Raw genomic sequence first — 14,629 nt, forward strand, 5'->3', positions numbered from 1 at the left:
CGGCGCCGACGCATTCCTCTCCACTAAACTGTTTAAGGCTCCGCATCAGCCGGGACCCGAGGCAGACGATCGTGAGGACTGACAGCAGATGGCAATTTTGAGTATCCGAATCATCGGGGATCCGGTGTTACGCACCGTGGCGGATCCCGTCACTGAATTCGGACCGGAACTCGCCAAACTGGTCGCCGACATGATGGACACCATGGAGGATGTCGAGGGCGCTGGCCTTGCCGCCCCGCAGGTGGGTGTCAGCCGGCGTGTCTTTACCTACCGCATTGGTGGCGTAGAGGGGCACATCATCAATCCCGTCCTCGAAAACAGCGAGGACTTCCAGCCGGACGAGGTTGAGGGCTGCCTTTCCATTCCCGGACTCGGTTTCCCCGTCCGACGCCACCGCGCGACGAAGGCCACCGGCGTGGACCTGAACGGCAATCCCGTTACGGTGGAGGCCGAAGGCATGCTTGCCCGTTGCTTCCAGCACGAGACAGACCACCTCGAAGGCATCCTTTACACGGACAGGCTGGAAGGGGACGACCGCAAAGCCGCCCTGCGTGCCATCCGGAACGCGAACTATCACGCAGTGACTGAACAGACCACGTCCAAGCGGGCTTCCTCGGTGGGGTCGAGCTTTGGCGGCGGCAGCTTCGGGATCCCCGAGTGAGGGTACTTTTCGCCGGAACGCCGGCTGTTGCGGTCCCCTCCTTGGATGCGCTCGTCAAGGCAGGCTTTGACGTAGTTGCCGTACTCACCAGGCCGGACGCGCCGCTGGGCCGCAAGCGCGTGCTTACCCCCTCGCCAGTGGCGGCACGGGCCGAGGAACTCGGAATCGAGGTGATCCGGGCAGCGAAGGTTGACGCCGACACCACAGCCCGGATTGCCGGCCTCGCTCCCGACGTCGCTGCGATCGTCGCCTACGGCGGAATCGTCCCGCGGGCGGCATTGACGGTCCCGGTGCACGGTTGGGTCAACCTCCATTTTTCCCTCCTCCCTGCGTGGCGCGGAGCCGCGCCGGTGCAGCGTTCCATCATCGCCGGAGATGACGTCACGGGCGCGGCAACGTTCCAGCTTGAAGAAGGACTGGACACCGGCCCCGTCTTCGGAACGCTGACGGAAACGGTCCGGGATGACGATACTGCCGGTGACCTCCTGGACAGGCTCTCGATCAGCGGGGCTGTTTTGTTGTGCCAAACACTCTCAGCCATCGACGCCGGCCAAGCGGCTCCGCAGCCGCAGTCGGGCGACGTGACACTGGCGCCAAAGCTTTCGCTGGAAGACGGCAGGCTGGACTGGCAGCAGCCGGCCCTGGCCTTGCAGCGCAGGTCCCGCGGAGTAACCCCGGAACCGGGAGCGTGGACCACCTTGGAAGGCCAGCGGATCAAGTTGGAACCCGTGCGCCTGCGGCCCGAAGTGAAGGCTCTGGGTCCCGGCGAGGTACGGGCGGAGGGCCGGTCCGTCCTGGTTGGTACGGGGTCCCATGCGGTTGAACTGGGCCGAATCCAGCCTTCGGGCAAAAAAATGATGTCGCCGGCCGACTGGGCCCGCGGTTTGGCAGCACCTGGGAAAGTGGTTTTCGAATGAGTGAGTCCGGCCGGCGTGACCCCAACAGTGGCGGAAACCGGGAGGGTGGAGGGCGACGCAACCAAGGCTCTCCAGGAAGGCAGGGCGGCCGCGGAGACAGCAAACGCAACGCGCAAGGCAGGGAGCGGAACAGGGGCCCGCAGCAGGGATTCTCTGCCAGTGCCCCGTCGCAGCGCACCCGGCGTGCGGATCCGGCGCGGCTGGTGGCCTACGAAGTGCTTCGAGCCGTAGCTGCCGAAGACGCTTATGCGAACCTTGTGCTCCCGGCGCGGATCCGTGAGCACCGCCTGGACCGCAGGGATGCGGGCTTCGCCACGGAACTGAGCTACGGGGCCTTGCGCGGGCAGGGCACCTACGACGCCATCCTCGCCCGCTGCGTTGACCGTCCCTTGGAACAACTCGATCCCGCCATCCTGGATGCCCTCCGGATCGGTGCTCACCAGTTGCTGTCCATGCGTGTCCCCGCCCATGCGGCCTTGGACCAGACAGTGGGCCTGGCCCGTGCCGTGATCGGCGCCGGGCCGTCGTCGCTCATCAATGCCGTCCTCCGGAAAGTCACCGCGCGCACCCTCGCCGAATGGCTGGACCTGCTCTTGGACCAGGAAAGCGACGCAACGAAGGTTGCTGCCCTGCGCCACGCCCACCCCGAGTGGATTGTCCGGGCGCTGCGCCAGTCCTTGGTGAACCATGGCCGGCCGGTGTCCGAGATCGAATCCCTGCTGGAGGCTGACAACGCCGCACCGGTGGTCAACCTTGTGGCCCTGCCAGGAATAGGCAGCCTGGCCGAAGCATTTGAACTTGGCGCTACGGCCGGCGAACTGGTTGAGGGCTCGGCCCTGTCATCGGGTGGCGACCTCGGCCGCCTCGAGTCCGTCCGTGCGGGAACCACGCGCGTCCAGGACGTTGGATCCCAATTGGTTGCACGGGCAGTGGCGGATGCCCCGGTGGAAACCGGGTCGGCAGGGGGCGAGCGTTGGCTCGACCTCTGCGCAGGCCCTGGCGGAAAAGCTGCCTTGCTTGCCGCACTGGCCCACGAAGGCGGAGCAACCCTCTTGGCCAACGAACCTGCCCCCCACCGCGCCAAACTGGTCCAGCAGGCATTGTCCGCCGTTCCCCATGACTCGTGGACGGTCCGGACAGGAGACGGCAGGGAAGTGGGGACAGAACAGTCGGAGTCCTTTGACCGCGTGTTGGTAGATGTCCCCTGCAGCGGCCTTGGTGCACTTCGCCGGCGCCCGGAGTCCCGGTGGCGCCGTGCCCCCAAAGACGTCGCAGACCTGGGCCCGCTCCAGCGGGAACTCTTGAAGTCTGCTATCGACGCCGTGAAGCCGGGCGGTGTGGTGGGGTACGTCACGTGCTCCCCGCACCCGGCGGAAACAACCGCCGTCGTCGGAGACGTCCTGGCCAAACGGGACGACCTCGAACTGCTCGACGCCGGCAAGGCGCTTGACGCTGTCAGCCTCACGGGCCACCTTGGTGCCGGCCACGAATTGACGGCGCAGCTTTGGCCCCACGTCCACCAGACCGACGCCATGTTCCTGGCGTTGATCCGCAAGAAGGCGTAGCCACCGGCCCGCCGGCGGACCTCCACTGGCCTGCCGGCGGCCGCCTCCGACCACCACCTAACCCAAAGGGGAAATCCTTGTCCCAGTGCTGTATCAACCCGAGCATCCTTTCCGCGGACTTCGTCAACCTTGAGGCTGAACTCCAGCGCATCAGCAACGCGGACGCAGTGCACGTAGATGTCATGGATAACCACTTTGTCCCGAACCTCACCCTGGGCTTGCCGGTGGTTCAGCGGATCCAGGCTGTCAGTCCGGTGCCGCTGGACGCCCACCTGATGATTTCCGACGCCGACCGCTGGGCACCTGCCTACGCGGACGCGGGTGTGGCCTCCGTGACGTTCCACGCCGAGGCCGCGATCGCTCCGGTGAAGCTGGCCCGCGAACTGCGGGCACGTGGGGCAAAGGCAGGTATGGCGCTGCGGCCGGCCACACCGGTGGAACCGTACCTGGACATGCTGGGCGAAGTGGACATGCTCCTGATCATGACGGTGGAACCGGGATTTGGCGGCCAGGCATTCCTGGACATTACCCTGCCGAAGATCCGGAAGGCCCGCGCGGCCGTGGATGGTTCCGGCATTGGCGTAGCCATCCAGGTTGACGGCGGCATCACCGAGGAGACCATCGTGCGCGCTGCCGAAGCCGGCGCGAATGTCTTCGTAGCCGGCTCCGCGGTGTACGGCCATGAGGACCCGGCCGCTGCGATTGACCGGCTGAGGACGGCAGGAGCGAAAGCAGCCCAATCAGCCCGGTGACGATCGTCATGAAGTGTTACGAAGATGGCCGGGAATAGTCCGGCCATCTTCGAGGTTGTGGCACAATATCAACACACACATACGTGCTCCGGGGTCGGTGTAAGTCCGAACCGGCGGTCATAGTCCGCGACCCGCGAGCCTACGGAATCCAACCGGAATCCGAAGGCAGACGGTTGAACCGGTGGAATTCCGGTACCGACAGTTAAAGTCTGGATGGGAGAAGCACGTACAGTCACGCCGTGTGCGTCCAAGGGGACGTTGCGGTCGTGCTCTGTCGTACACCCCCGGAGCCATCGCGGCTGACTGGGAAGGAACGGCATGGATTTTCTGCGATGGCTCTTCGAAGCACAGATTCCCGTTGGGGGAACTGCGCTTGTTCTACGCGAAGTGCTTGGCAACATCTTTGGGCTCGCCAGCGCCCTCGGCGGAATGCGCCGCAAAGTCTGGGCATGGCCCGTGGGCATTCTTGGCAACATCCTGCTGCTGACAGTATTCCTTGGCAACGTCTTCGGGGCAGCTGCGCCTGCAACGCTCTGGGGCCAGGCGGCCCGCCAACTGATGTTCATCGCCGTCGCCGTGTACGGCTGGTACCGGTGGCAACAAAGCCGCATGTCCGCCGTCGAAGGACGCGCGATTGTCCCCGGCTGGGCTGGAACCAAAGTCCGCATCGCACTCATCGGGGCCATGGTGGCCGGCACGGCCGCGCTCACGCCCTTGTTCGATGCCCTCGGTTCGTATCCGCCCGTGTGGGCCGACGCCTGGACGTTCATGGGCTCCCTCCTGGCAACCTATGGAATGGCACGCGGCTGGACCGAGTTCTGGCTGATCTGGGTTGCCGTGGACATTGTGGGTGTTCCGCTCCTCTTCAGTGCCGGCTACTACGCCAGCGCCGTCATGTACCTGTTCTACGGGTTCTTCACGCTGGCCGGATTCTTCGTCTGGTGGCGTGCCGACAAGCGGTCCCGCGACGCCGGGACCGTGGTGCGGGCGACCGCGGGAGCTTTGTCGTGACGGGCGGGACGGTCTTCGCAGCCGCCGAGTCCGCCGCCATGGACTCCGCACTTGCCGCGGCCCTGAAAGGACCGCGCGGCGCGAATCCGCTGGTAGGCGCCGTGATCCTCAACTCCGAAGGCGAGCAACTCGCCGTCGGATACCACCGCGGTGCAGGGACGGCACACGCCGAGGCAGACGCCATCCACGAAGCCCGAAAGCTTGGCGTGGACCTGGCAGGAACCACCATGGTGGTGACCCTCGAACCGTGCAACCACGTGGGCCGAACCGGCCCGTGCGCCCAGGCGATCATTGCCGCCGGGATCGCCCGGGTGGTTTACGCCGTCGACGATCCCCATGATCCTGCCGCGGGTGGCGCCCGTACTCTGCGAGCGGCAGGAGTCCACGTCGACTCCGGACTCAAGGCCGCCGCTGCGCTGGACCTCAACCGGGAGTGGTTCGACGCCGTTGCCGGCAAGCGTCCGTTTGTCACGCTGCACATCGCGCAGACACTCGACAGCCGCATAGCGGCGGTGGACGGCACCAGCCAATGGATCTCGAGCCCGGAATCGCTCGCTGACAACCACGGTTTGCGTGGGCTCATCGACGCGATCCTGGTGGGTACCGGCACGGTCCTCATCGACAACCCCCGCCTCACGGCACGTGACCCGGAGGGCGGGCTGTCCAGCCGCCAGCCGCTCCGCGTGGTCATGGGCCATCGGGAGGTACCGGAAGACGCCGCGGTCAGGGGGACGGACGGACGATTCCTCCATCTGCCCACGCGCGACCCCGCCGAAGCCCTCTCTCTTTTGTTCGATCAGGGCGTGCGGCACGTCATGGTGGAAGGCGGATCGAGCATCCTCAGCACCTTCCTGGCGGCAGGGCTGGTGGATGAACTGATTGTCTACCTGGCTCCTACCTTGCTCGGATCGGGAACTCCAGCGCTGCATGACCTCGGTATATCCACCCTGGCCGACGCCCAGCGCTGGGCATGGGACGACGCCGGCCTCGGTTCCGTCCGCACCCTTGGCAACGACCTCCGGCTGCACCTGCGCCCGGACAGGCCCGAAGCCACTACAACCACGAATTTCAGTCCCGGCGTTGAAGCCGCGGAATCCGTCTCAGGAGGACATTGATGTTTACGGGAATCGTTGCGGAACAGGGCACAGTCCTGGGCATCGAACACGACGGCGATACGAGCGCCACCTTGCGCTTGAAGGCGCCAACCACGGCCGAGGGCCTGCCGCTGGGCGGCTCCATTGCGGTCAACGGCGTATGCCTCACGGCAACCCGGATCGACGGCCAGGACTTCAGCGTGGACGTCATGGGGGAGACCCTGGTCCGGACGACCATTGGGCAGTTGGCTCCGGGTGACTCCGTCAACCTGGAACGCTGCGTGCCCGCGGGGGGCCGATTGGACGGCCACGTTGTCCAGGGCCATGTGGACGGCGTCGGCGAACTGCTGGAACGCGAAGGGCTGGGCAATTGGGACCGGCTGCGGTTTGGTGTCCCGGCCCCGTTGGCCCGTTACATCGCCGAAAAGGGTTCGATCGCCGTCGACGGTGTCTCACTGACCGTAACCGCAGTGAGCGCCGCAGCGGCACTGGAACCTTGGTTCGAAGTGGGGCTGATCCCCACCACGCTGGAGGAAACCGGCCTGGGCGCAAAGGCCCTCGGGGCCAAGGTGAACCTGGAAGTTGACGTGCTTGCCAAGTACACAGAGCGTTTGCTTTCCTTTGCCCCGCAGGGAAATCCGGCCCACCGTGCCGGTGACGAAACCGAAGCAACGCAGGAGGCCACGCGATGAGCACGCCGACCAAGACGAACCCGGGCGTCGTGCCCCGCCAAGGCCTTGACCCCGTTGAAGCTGCCATCGAGGCCATGGCTGCAGGCAAGGCCGTGATTGTGGTGGACAACGAAGACCGCGAAAACGAAGGCGACATCATCTTCGCCGCTGAGCACGCCACGCCGGCCCTGATGGGTTGGACCATCCGCTACTCGTCCGGCGTCATTTGCGTGCCCCTCGAGGGGGAGCGGGCCGACGCCCTGGCCCTTCCACAGATGGTGGCCGTCAACGAGGACGCCAAGGGCACTGCCTACACGGTTTCCTGCGATGCGGCGCATGGAGTGAGTACGGGCATTTCGGCTACGGACCGCGCTTTGACGGCCCGGATACTGGCTGATTCGAACAGCACTCCTGAAGCAATAACGCGTCCCGGGCATATTTTCCCGCTCCGGGCAGTTAAGGGAGGAGTGCGTGAACGCCCGGGACACACCGAAGCAGCTGTGGACTTGTGTCGCCTTGCCGGATTGGCTCCGGTGGGTGTGATCGCAGAGTTGGTTCATGACGATGGCGAAATGATGCGCTTGGACAGCCTGCGCGACTTCGCCGCCGAGCACGGATGCCCCCTCATCTCCATCGAGGATCTGGTGGCCCACGTGGAGGCGGTAGAGTCCCAGCAGGCACAGGTTCCCAACGCACACATTTCAGTGGCAGACGAGGAGAAGCGATGACGGCATCCACGACGCGACGCAGCAGCGATTCGGAGCGCACCCCCCACCCCGTATCCGGTGGGCCCATTGTGCAATTGCCCACTGCCTTTGGAGATTTCGTAGCCCAGGCATGGACGGACCACGAGACCGGTGTTGAACATCTGGCAGTGAGTTCGCCAAACCCTCCGTCGGGTGGACGTGCACCCTTGGTGCGGCTGCACTCAGAATGCCTCACCGGTGATGTCTTTGGCTCCTACCGCTGCGATTGCGGCGAGCAATTGGCGTTTGCCCTGGAGCTTATCCACGCCGAAGGTGGAACGCTGCTGTACCTGCGCGGCCAGGAAGGCCGCGGTATTGGCCTGGCCAACAAGATCAAGGCCTACGCCCTGCAGGAAGCCGGTTTCGACACGGTTGAAGCCAACGAGCAGTTGGGTCTCCCCGTGGACGCGCGCTCGTACAACGCCGCTGCGCAGATCCTGGCGGAAATGGGCCTCCATGAGGTCCGGCTCCTCAGTAACAACCCGGATAAGCAAAACCGCTTGGCCCAGGCTGGCGTCACCGTGGTGGAGATGGTTCCCACCGAAGTGCCGTCGCGGGAGCAGAACCTGCGCTACCTGCAGACAAAGAAAGACCGGATGGACCATCTGCTGACGCTCGAAACAGAGCCGGCAGGAAACGGCAAGAACCCCCACATCTTCGACAACAAACAAGACTGAACGGACCCCCAACAAACAATGAGCGGACACGGCGCGCCCACAATCGACCTCACCACCCTCAACCCGGAGGAAACCTCGCAGCTGAAGCTGGCCATTGTGGCGGCAAGCTGGCACACCCAGATCATGGATGGACTGGTGGACGGAGCCCTCCGTGCTGCCAAGGAAGCCGGCATCGCCGAACCCACGCTGCTGCGGGTTCCCGGCAGCTTCGAATTGCCTGTGGCGGCGGCCCGGTTGGCCCCGAACTTCGACGCCGTCGTAGCACTCGGCGTCGTCATCCGTGGTGGAACACCACACTTCGACTACGTCTGCCAGGCCGCGACGTCGGGACTTACCGACGTGAGCGTCCGCACCGGCGTGCCGGTGGGCTTTGGCGTCCTCACCTGCGATACCGAACAGCAGGGCCTTGACCGGGCCGGCCTTCCCGGTTCCCAGGAGGACAAAGGACATGAAGCCGTGACCGCGGCCCTTGCGACGGCGGTGACCCTTAAGCAGTACAGCTAGGCTGCCAAGCCAGGCTGAGGAAGGGGATGTGGGTGTGTGTTCACTCACATCCCCTTCGTCATGCAACGCCCCAACAAGCGGGGCCAGCCACGAAGCAAGTAGTCTGGAGGGCGTGAAGAATTTCGAGACGCTGTTCGCAGAACTGAGTGAGAAGGCAGCGACCCGCCCGGCAGGTTCGCGCACTGTGGCTGAACTGGACTCCGGAATCCATGGCATCGGCAAGAAAGTTGTCGAGGAAGCCGCCGAAGTCTGGATGGCCGCCGAGTACGAATCCGACGAAGCCGCTGCCGAGGAAATCTCCCAGTTGCTGTACCACCTGCAGGTCCTTATGCTCGCCAAGGGCCTCAGCCTGGAGGACGTTTACAAGCATCTCTAGCCACGCCACTCCACCCGGTCCTTCCACTGGAAGACCACTCCGGAGCCCTCCGCGTGGCCACGTGCCTGAAAACTCCCTTCCAAACAGAAAGTCTCCCCAATGCTCCGTGTAGCAGTCCCGAACAAGGGATCACTGTCAGAAGCCGCCTCCGCCATGTTGTCCGAGGCCGGCTACCGCCAGCGCCGCGACAGCCGTGAACTGGTCATGGTCGATCCCGACAACGAGATCGAGTTCTTCTTCCTGCGCCCCCGTGACATTGCTGTCTACGTTGGCCAAGGGACCTTGGACGTCGGCATCACCGGCCGCGACCTCCTGCTGGACGCCCAGGTGGAAGCCGAAGAACTGCTGCCGCTGGGCTTCGCCGCCTCCACGTTCCGGTTCGCCGGTCCCGTTGGCGACTTTTCCGGCGTCGAACAGCTCGAAGGCAAGCGACTGGCCACCAGCTACGACGGCCTCCTGCGCGACTACCTCGCCGAACGTGGCGTCAACGCCAAAGTGGTCCGCCTGGACGGTGCCGTGGAATCCTCCGTGCGGCTCGGGGTCGCCGATGCGATCGCCGACGTCGTGGAAACCGGCAACACGCTCAAGGCGGCCGGCATGGAAATCTTTGGCGACCCGATCCTGCGTTCGGAAGCCGTCCTGATTCGCCGCACCGGCCCCGGCGGTGCCGCCAACGGTACTGCCAAGGAAATCGATGTCCTGATCCGGCGCCTGCAGGGCGTCCTCGTGGCTCGGCAGTACGTGCTGATGGACTACGACATCCGCAAGGACCTGGTGGAGGACGCTGCCGCGCTCACCCCCGGCCTCGAATCGCCCACGGTTTCCCCGTTGCGCGACTCGGAGTGGGTTGCCGTGCGTTCCATGGTTCCCAAGAAGGAAACCAACCGCATCATGGATGAGCTGTACGACCTCGGCGCACGTGCCATCCTGGTCAGCAGCATCCACGCCTGCCGTATCTGACCCGGCATACAGATCAACCGAGCAGCAGAACAAGGAGCAGCACATGGCTGTAGCCGTACGCGTTATTCCCTGCCTCGACGTTGACGCCGGCCGCGTGGTCAAGGGCGTCAACTTTGAAGGCTTGCGCGATGCCGGAGATCCGGTGGAACTTGCGCACCGCTACGACAATGGGGGAGCGGACGAACTGACGTTCCTGGACGTGACGGCCTCGTCCGGCAACCGGGAAACAACCTTCGACGTTGTGCGAAGGACTGCCGAGGAAGTTTTCATCCCGCTCACCGTGGGTGGAGGAGTGCGTGGCGTCGCGGAGGTGGACAAGCTGCTCCGTTTCGGTGCGGACAAGGCTTCCATCAACACCGCAGCCGTTGCGCGGCCTGAAGTGATTGACGAGATCACCCGCCATTTTGGTTCGCAGGTACTGGTGTTGTCCGTGGACGCGCGCCGCACCCGCCAAGGTGACGCCCCGACGTCGTCCGGATTCGAGGTGACCACCCACGGTGGCCGGACGGGCACGGGAATCGACGCCGTAGCCTGGGCCAAGGAAGCCGCCGACCGTGGCGTTGGCGAGATCCTGCTCAACTCGATCGACGCCGATGGCACCAAGGATGGCTTCGACCTGGAACTCATCCGGCTGGTCCGTTCTGCCGTCAACATCCCGATCATCGCTTCCGGCGGTGCCGGTGAGCCCGCGCACTTCCCGCCTGCCGTGGAAGCCGGAGCCGACGCCGTTTTGGCCGCGTCCGTTTTCCACTTCGGCCCGGACGACATGATCTCCCAGGTGAAGACGGCCATCCGCGAAGCGGGCTTCGAAGTTCGTTAAGTAGGTTTAACCAACGCGGGGTCACTTACGGCCCATAATCCCCTCCGGGATGGGCCGTAAGTGACCCCGCGTTGTTGTTAGAGTCCGATGTCCGCTGACTGCAACAGCGCGACGGCGTCCGGCTGGCCTTCGAAGGTGACCAGCGCCTGGTTGGTCCGACCGTGGGCGTGCATCAGCAACTCACCCGGGTCGCCCACGATCGCAACCGAAACAGGTGCGCGCTTGGCGACGTGCCGTGGCCCGGTGGGGCGGACGAGGACGATGCCGAGGTCCACGCCACGGTAGAGGTAGGCGGCCCGCTTGATCAGTTCATCCCACAGGGCATCCGAGTAGGCTTCGTCGAGGGCGCGCGGGGCCCAGCGGTCGCCGGCTCGGCGGATGTCCTCCGTATGCACGAAGTACTCGATGAGGTTGGACGTTTCGTCGAGCGCCTTGATCTTCAAGGGAGAGAGCGCAGGCGGGCCCGACCTGAAGGTCTTCACGAGCTCGGCGTAATCGTCGGTGGTCCTTAATTTGGCGGCCAGCTTGGAGGTCGCCTTGTCTGACGCCTTGCCCAGGCTCGGAATCAAGAGGCCGAGGCCGACGGCCGCTTTGCGTTCGCGCAGGTAAAGGTGCGCGGCGAGGTCCCGGGTGAGCCACCCTTCGCAGAGCGTGGGGGAGTCAGGCCCGGCCGCAAGGAGGGTTTCGGCCAGTACTTCTCGGGAAGGATCGACGAAATGCATCACTTGTGAAACTAGCACGATCAGGCCTCTGTTGCGCAGTGGAACCGCCGCAGAAAGCGGGTGTTCGCAAAGGCACTAGACTTGATCTGATGTCAGAGCAGTCCGCCCCCAGCCCAACTCCTGCCGTGGAGCCCGCCAGCGACCCCGCAGGGACCTTGCCGCAGGAGATTTCCAGCGCCCTCAAGCGCGACTCCGCAGGCCTTGTAGCCGCCATCATCCAGCAGCACGACACCAATGAGGTCCTCATGCTGGGCTGGATGGATGACGAGGCACTTCGCCGCACCATGTCCACGGGACGCGTGACCTTCTACTCACGCTCCCGCCAGGAGTACTGGCGCAAGGGTGACACTTCCGGACACGTCCAGTTCGTGAAGTCTGTTGCCCTTGACTGCGACGGCGACGCCCTGCTGGTCCGCGTGGACCAGGTGGGCGCAGCCTGCCACACCGGAACCCGGACCTGCTTCGACGGGCGCGACTTCACGGTCGTTACGGGTCACCGCGACTGAGGCCCCCACCCTTCCACTGACGCACCACCACAGACCAAAGGCGGAAAAGAATAGCCATGCAGGACCTTGGAATCATCAGCCCGGGCCTGGAAGAGTTCCGCGAACTCGCCGTCCACAGCCGTGTCATCCCCGTCCGACTCAAGGTCTTGGCCGACGCCGAGACGCCGATCGGCCTCTACCGCAAGTTGGCCAAGGGCCAGCCCGGGACGTTCCTCCTGGAGTCCGCGGCCGTTGGCGGTGCCTGGTCCCGCTACTCGTTCATCGGCGCCAAGTCCCGCGCCACGCTGACCACCAAGGATGGCCAGGCCCACTGGATCGGCGAGCCGCCCGTGGGCGTCCCCGTCGGCGGCAACCCGGTAGAAGCCGTCCGTGACACCATTGCTGCGCTCCAGACGGACCGTTTCGAGGGCCTGCCGCCCTTCACCTCCGGCCTGGTCGGTTTCCTTGGCTGGGAGGCCGTGCGTCACTGGGAGAAGCTGACGGCACCGCCGGAGGACGACCTCCACTTGCCCGAAATGGCGCTGAACCTGGTTACTGACATGGCAGTCCACGACAACGTGGACGGCACTGTGCTGTTGATCGCCAACGCGATCAACTTCGACAACAGCACCGAGCGGGTGGATGAGGCCTGGCACGATGCTGTGGAACGCGTGAAGGCGCTCCTGGAACAGGTCAGCACTCCGGTGGCCCAGCCCGTCTCGGTCCTGGAGACGGCGGCATTGGACTTCGCGTCGAGCGTGCAGGAACGCTGGGACGAGAACCAGTACCTGGAAGCCATCGACCGCGGCAAGGAAGCGATCGTCGACGGCGAAGTGTTCCAGGTTGTGATCTCGCGCCGCTTCGAAATGGAATGCGCGGCCGATCCGTTGGATGTCTACCGCGTACTGCGCAACACCAATCCGAGCCCGTACATGTACATTTTCAGCCTCGCGGATGCCGATGGCCGGGAGTACTCGATCGTTGGGTCCTCGCCCGAGGCCCTCGTGACAGTGACCGGGGGAGAAGTCATCACCCACCCCATCGCCGGTTCGCGCCCGCGGGGCAAGACGGTGGAGGCGGACAAGGCACTGGCTACTGAATTGCTCGCGGACCAAAAGGAACGCGCAGAGCACCTCATGCTGGTGGACCTTTCCCGGAACGACCTCTCCAAGGTTTGCGTCGCCGGCACGGTGGATGTCACCCAGTTCATGGAAGTGGAGCGGTTCAGCCACATCATGCACCTGGTCTCCACCGTGGTGGGTGAGCTGGCTCCGGAGGCGAAGGCGTACGACGTCCTCAAGGCGACGTTCCCCGCGGGAACGTTGTCCGGCGCCCCCAAGCCTCGTGCCCTGCGCTTGCTTGACGAACTCGAACCGCACCGGCGCGGCATTTACGGCGGCGTGGTGGGCTACCTCGACTTCGCCGGCGATATGGACATGGCGATCGCCATCCGTTCGGCGTTGCTCCGCGAGGGCCGCGCCTATGTGCAGGCCGGCGGCGGAATCGTGGCCGATTCGCACAAACCTTCGGAAGCGCTGGAAACCGTCAACAAAGCCGCTGCGCCCTTGCGGGCAGTCCACACGGCTGGTTCGCTCCAGAACATTTCCGCGGATACGGTTCCGGATGCCGGAACGCTCGACGGCGGGACGCCCGCCCCATGATGGCCAAGGCACCGGCTGCATCAGCCTCGGCGCAACCGCGCTGGGCAAGGAAGTCGACGCTGGTCCTTGGTATGGTCATCCTTGCCTTCGCGGTCTTCGGAGCGACCACGCAGACGTGGATTACCGTGCACCTGGACCCGGCCACGGCGTCCACTCCCGATCTGCAGGTCCAGGGAAGCAAGGCTGCCACTGCGGTGACTGCGCTTGCCTTGGTGTCCCTTGCCGGCGGCCTTGCGGCTTCCATCGCGGGCCGCGTCGCCCGCTGGATCATCGCTGCCATCATTGCCTTGTCGGCCGTGGGGATCATCCTCGCCGCCGTGACAGTCATGGGGAACCCGCTCGGGGCCGCGCAGGGTTCCATAGCCGGCGCCACCGGTGTTTCAGGTGGGCAGGCCGATGTCGCCACCACACTCTTTCCCCTGGCCGCCATTGTGGCAGCCGGCTTGCTCGGAGTGGGCGCCGTGATTCTTCCCCTGGCCGGGCGCTACTGGAAGAGCCGTACCAAATATGACAAGGCGGGCAGCGGCGCATCCGGTAGAACCGGGCCCGTTGACGAGATCGACAGCTGGGACAGCCTCTCCCGTGGGGAAGACCCCACGTAAGCCGGCTGGGAGACCCGTGGGCCGGCGTCGTGCAATAAAAGCGCACACGCTCGCCCTGACGTCGGACGATGTCCCGGCCGCCGTCAATAAATGGCAGAATGTAAGCAGTATTCATCCCGAGGAGATTCCACATGAGCAAAACCACTGTGTCCGCAAACCAAGCAGAGTCCAAGATGGCCAGCCACGCCGATGCCATCGGTCACGGCAACAGCCCGGCTGCCTGGACCTGCGTCATTGTGATGCTCGTTGGCGCCCTGATTTCCTCCATCGCCTTCGTGATCGCCAGCACCCCGATCTTCATCGGCGGAATCGTCGTGATGGTCATCGGCCTCATTGTCGGCTGGGCCATGCGCAAGGCGGGCTACGGAGTGGGCGGCAGCAAGCTGCAGAACAACGGCCACTGAC

At 64.9% G+C, this 14,629-nt stretch carries 18 protein-coding genes and 1 riboswitch; of the genes, 17 read left to right on the forward strand and 1 reads right to left on the reverse strand.

What is annotated here, in order from left to right; translation table 11 throughout:
- The first annotated feature begins 88 nt into the window (after window positions 1-88).
- From def to hisF, 13 genes are all read left to right on the forward strand, one after another.
- Window positions 89-661: a peptide deformylase gene (gene def / locus ACFVSJ_RS09485; RefSeq protein WP_387436242.1), complete on the forward strand. Its 573-nt coding sequence runs from the start codon at window positions 89-91 to the stop codon at window positions 659-661.
- Entirely contained in the window at window positions 658-1,578 is a 921-nt protein-coding gene (gene fmt, locus ACFVSJ_RS09490; RefSeq protein ID WP_387436244.1) for a methionyl-tRNA formyltransferase, read from the forward strand. The genes def and fmt overlap by 4 nt, the downstream gene beginning before the upstream one ends.
- On the forward strand, window positions 1,575-3,143 hold the full coding sequence (locus ACFVSJ_RS09495; RefSeq protein ID WP_387436246.1) for an RsmB/NOP family class I SAM-dependent RNA methyltransferase: 1,569 nt from the start codon (window positions 1,575-1,577) through the stop codon (window positions 3,141-3,143). Before fmt ends, ACFVSJ_RS09495 begins: the two co-directional genes overlap by 4 nt.
- Before the next feature lie 77 nt (window positions 3,144-3,220).
- Window positions 3,221-3,895, forward strand: coding sequence for a ribulose-phosphate 3-epimerase (gene rpe, locus ACFVSJ_RS09500; RefSeq protein ID WP_387436248.1), 675 nt, complete (start codon window positions 3,221-3,223; stop codon window positions 3,893-3,895).
- A gap of 79 nt (window positions 3,896-3,974) precedes the next feature.
- A riboswitch (FMN riboswitch) is annotated at window positions 3,975-4,125 on the forward strand.
- A gap of 88 nt (window positions 4,126-4,213) precedes the next feature.
- Window positions 4,214-4,906 (forward strand): nicotinamide riboside transporter PnuC, encoded by a 693-nt coding sequence (pnuC, locus tag ACFVSJ_RS09505; protein WP_387436250.1) that lies wholly within the window; start codon window positions 4,214-4,216, stop codon window positions 4,904-4,906.
- Window positions 4,907-4,944: 38 nt separating this feature from the next.
- Window positions 4,945-6,021 (forward strand): bifunctional diaminohydroxyphosphoribosylaminopyrimidine deaminase/5-amino-6-(5-phosphoribosylamino)uracil reductase RibD, encoded by a 1,077-nt coding sequence (gene ribD, locus ACFVSJ_RS09510; RefSeq protein WP_387436697.1) that lies wholly within the window; start codon window positions 4,945-4,947, stop codon window positions 6,019-6,021.
- Window positions 6,021-6,692 (forward strand): riboflavin synthase, encoded by a 672-nt coding sequence (locus tag ACFVSJ_RS09515; protein WP_387436252.1) that lies wholly within the window; start codon window positions 6,021-6,023, stop codon window positions 6,690-6,692. The genes ribD and ACFVSJ_RS09515 overlap by 1 nt, the downstream gene beginning before the upstream one ends.
- Window positions 6,689-7,399 (forward strand): 3,4-dihydroxy-2-butanone-4-phosphate synthase, encoded by a 711-nt coding sequence (ribB, locus tag ACFVSJ_RS09520; protein ID WP_387436254.1) that lies wholly within the window; start codon window positions 6,689-6,691, stop codon window positions 7,397-7,399. The genes ACFVSJ_RS09515 and ribB overlap by 4 nt, the downstream gene beginning before the upstream one ends.
- Entirely contained in the window at window positions 7,396-8,094 is a 699-nt protein-coding gene (gene ribA / locus ACFVSJ_RS09525) for a GTP cyclohydrolase II (RefSeq protein ID WP_387436256.1), read from the forward strand. Before ribB ends, ribA begins: the two co-directional genes overlap by 4 nt.
- 18 nt (window positions 8,095-8,112) lie before the next feature.
- On the forward strand, window positions 8,113-8,598 hold the full coding sequence (gene ribH / locus ACFVSJ_RS09530) for a 6,7-dimethyl-8-ribityllumazine synthase (RefSeq protein ID WP_387436258.1): 486 nt from the start codon (window positions 8,113-8,115) through the stop codon (window positions 8,596-8,598).
- Between the two features lie 112 nt (window positions 8,599-8,710).
- On the forward strand, window positions 8,711-8,974 hold the full coding sequence (locus ACFVSJ_RS09535; protein ID WP_018778638.1) for a phosphoribosyl-ATP diphosphatase: 264 nt from the start codon (window positions 8,711-8,713) through the stop codon (window positions 8,972-8,974).
- A gap of 99 nt (window positions 8,975-9,073) precedes the next feature.
- On the forward strand, window positions 9,074-9,934 hold the full coding sequence (gene hisG / locus ACFVSJ_RS09540; protein WP_387436261.1) for an ATP phosphoribosyltransferase: 861 nt from the start codon (window positions 9,074-9,076) through the stop codon (window positions 9,932-9,934).
- Between the two features lie 43 nt (window positions 9,935-9,977).
- Window positions 9,978-10,754, forward strand: coding sequence for an imidazole glycerol phosphate synthase subunit HisF (gene hisF / locus ACFVSJ_RS09545; RefSeq protein WP_387436263.1), 777 nt, complete (start codon window positions 9,978-9,980; stop codon window positions 10,752-10,754).
- Window positions 10,755-10,831: 77 nt separating this feature from the next.
- Here the strand turns inward: hisF and ACFVSJ_RS09550 are convergent, their stop codons facing one another.
- On the reverse strand, window positions 10,832-11,476 hold the full coding sequence (locus tag ACFVSJ_RS09550) for a TIGR03085 family metal-binding protein (RefSeq protein ID WP_387436699.1): 645 nt from the start codon (window positions 11,474-11,476) through the stop codon (window positions 10,832-10,834).
- A gap of 89 nt (window positions 11,477-11,565) precedes the next feature.
- On the opposite strand from ACFVSJ_RS09550, the gene hisI reads away from it, so the two are divergent.
- The 4 genes from hisI (at window position 11,566) to ACFVSJ_RS09570 (ending at window position 14,628) form a co-directional block, all read left to right on the forward strand.
- Complete coding sequence (hisI, locus tag ACFVSJ_RS09555) at window positions 11,566-11,982, forward strand: phosphoribosyl-AMP cyclohydrolase (protein WP_387436264.1); 417 nt, start codon at window positions 11,566-11,568, stop codon at window positions 11,980-11,982.
- A gap of 56 nt (window positions 11,983-12,038) precedes the next feature.
- On the forward strand, window positions 12,039-13,622 hold the full coding sequence (locus ACFVSJ_RS09560) for an anthranilate synthase component I (protein WP_387436266.1): 1,584 nt from the start codon (window positions 12,039-12,041) through the stop codon (window positions 13,620-13,622).
- Window positions 13,619-14,224, forward strand: a complete 606-nt coding sequence (locus ACFVSJ_RS09565; protein WP_387436268.1) for a Trp biosynthesis-associated membrane protein — start codon at window positions 13,619-13,621, stop codon at window positions 14,222-14,224. Before ACFVSJ_RS09560 ends, ACFVSJ_RS09565 begins: the two co-directional genes overlap by 4 nt.
- A 131-nt stretch (window positions 14,225-14,355) precedes the next feature.
- Window positions 14,356-14,628, forward strand: coding sequence for an HGxxPAAW family protein (locus ACFVSJ_RS09570; protein ID WP_387436269.1), 273 nt, complete (start codon window positions 14,356-14,358; stop codon window positions 14,626-14,628).
- Window position 14,629 lies beyond the last annotated feature (1 nt).

It is taken from the genome of Paenarthrobacter sp. NPDC058040, from assembly GCF_042885775.1.
Lineage (GTDB): Bacteria > Actinomycetota > Actinomycetes > Actinomycetales > Micrococcaceae > Arthrobacter.

What these genes read in the sequence shown, in the direction of transcription:
- def (WP_387436242.1), top strand. Translation starts at nt 89, where the DNA reads ATGGCAATTTTGAGTATCCGAATCATCGGGGATCCGGTGTTACGCACC.
- ACFVSJ_RS09495 (WP_387436246.1), top strand. Translation starts at nt 1,575, where the DNA reads ATGAGTGAGTCCGGCCGGCGTGACCCCAACAGTGGCGGAAACCGGGAG.
- pnuC (WP_387436250.1), top strand. Translation starts at nt 4,214, where the DNA reads ATGGATTTTCTGCGATGGCTCTTCGAAGCACAGATTCCCGTTGGGGGA.
- ribD (WP_387436697.1), top strand. Translation starts at nt 4,945, where the DNA reads ATGGACTCCGCACTTGCCGCGGCCCTGAAAGGACCGCGCGGCGCGAAT.
- ACFVSJ_RS09515 (WP_387436252.1), top strand. Translation starts at nt 6,021, where the DNA reads ATGTTTACGGGAATCGTTGCGGAACAGGGCACAGTCCTGGGCATCGAA.
- ribB (WP_387436254.1), top strand. Translation starts at nt 6,689, where the DNA reads ATGAGCACGCCGACCAAGACGAACCCGGGCGTCGTGCCCCGCCAAGGC.
- ribA (WP_387436256.1), top strand. Translation starts at nt 7,396, where the DNA reads ATGACGGCATCCACGACGCGACGCAGCAGCGATTCGGAGCGCACCCCC.
- ribH (WP_387436258.1), top strand. Translation starts at nt 8,113, where the DNA reads ATGAGCGGACACGGCGCGCCCACAATCGACCTCACCACCCTCAACCCG.
- hisG (WP_387436261.1), top strand. Translation starts at nt 9,074, where the DNA reads ATGCTCCGTGTAGCAGTCCCGAACAAGGGATCACTGTCAGAAGCCGCC.
- hisF (WP_387436263.1), top strand. Translation starts at nt 9,978, where the DNA reads ATGGCTGTAGCCGTACGCGTTATTCCCTGCCTCGACGTTGACGCCGGC.
- ACFVSJ_RS09550 (WP_387436699.1), bottom strand. Translation starts at nt 11,476, where the DNA reads ATGCATTTCGTCGATCCTTCCCGAGAAGTACTGGCCGAAACCCTCCTT.
- hisI (WP_387436264.1), top strand. Translation starts at nt 11,566, where the DNA reads ATGTCAGAGCAGTCCGCCCCCAGCCCAACTCCTGCCGTGGAGCCCGCC.
- ACFVSJ_RS09560 (WP_387436266.1), top strand. Translation starts at nt 12,039, where the DNA reads ATGCAGGACCTTGGAATCATCAGCCCGGGCCTGGAAGAGTTCCGCGAA.
- ACFVSJ_RS09565 (WP_387436268.1), top strand. Translation starts at nt 13,619, where the DNA reads ATGATGGCCAAGGCACCGGCTGCATCAGCCTCGGCGCAACCGCGCTGG.
- ACFVSJ_RS09570 (WP_387436269.1), top strand. Translation starts at nt 14,356, where the DNA reads ATGAGCAAAACCACTGTGTCCGCAAACCAAGCAGAGTCCAAGATGGCC.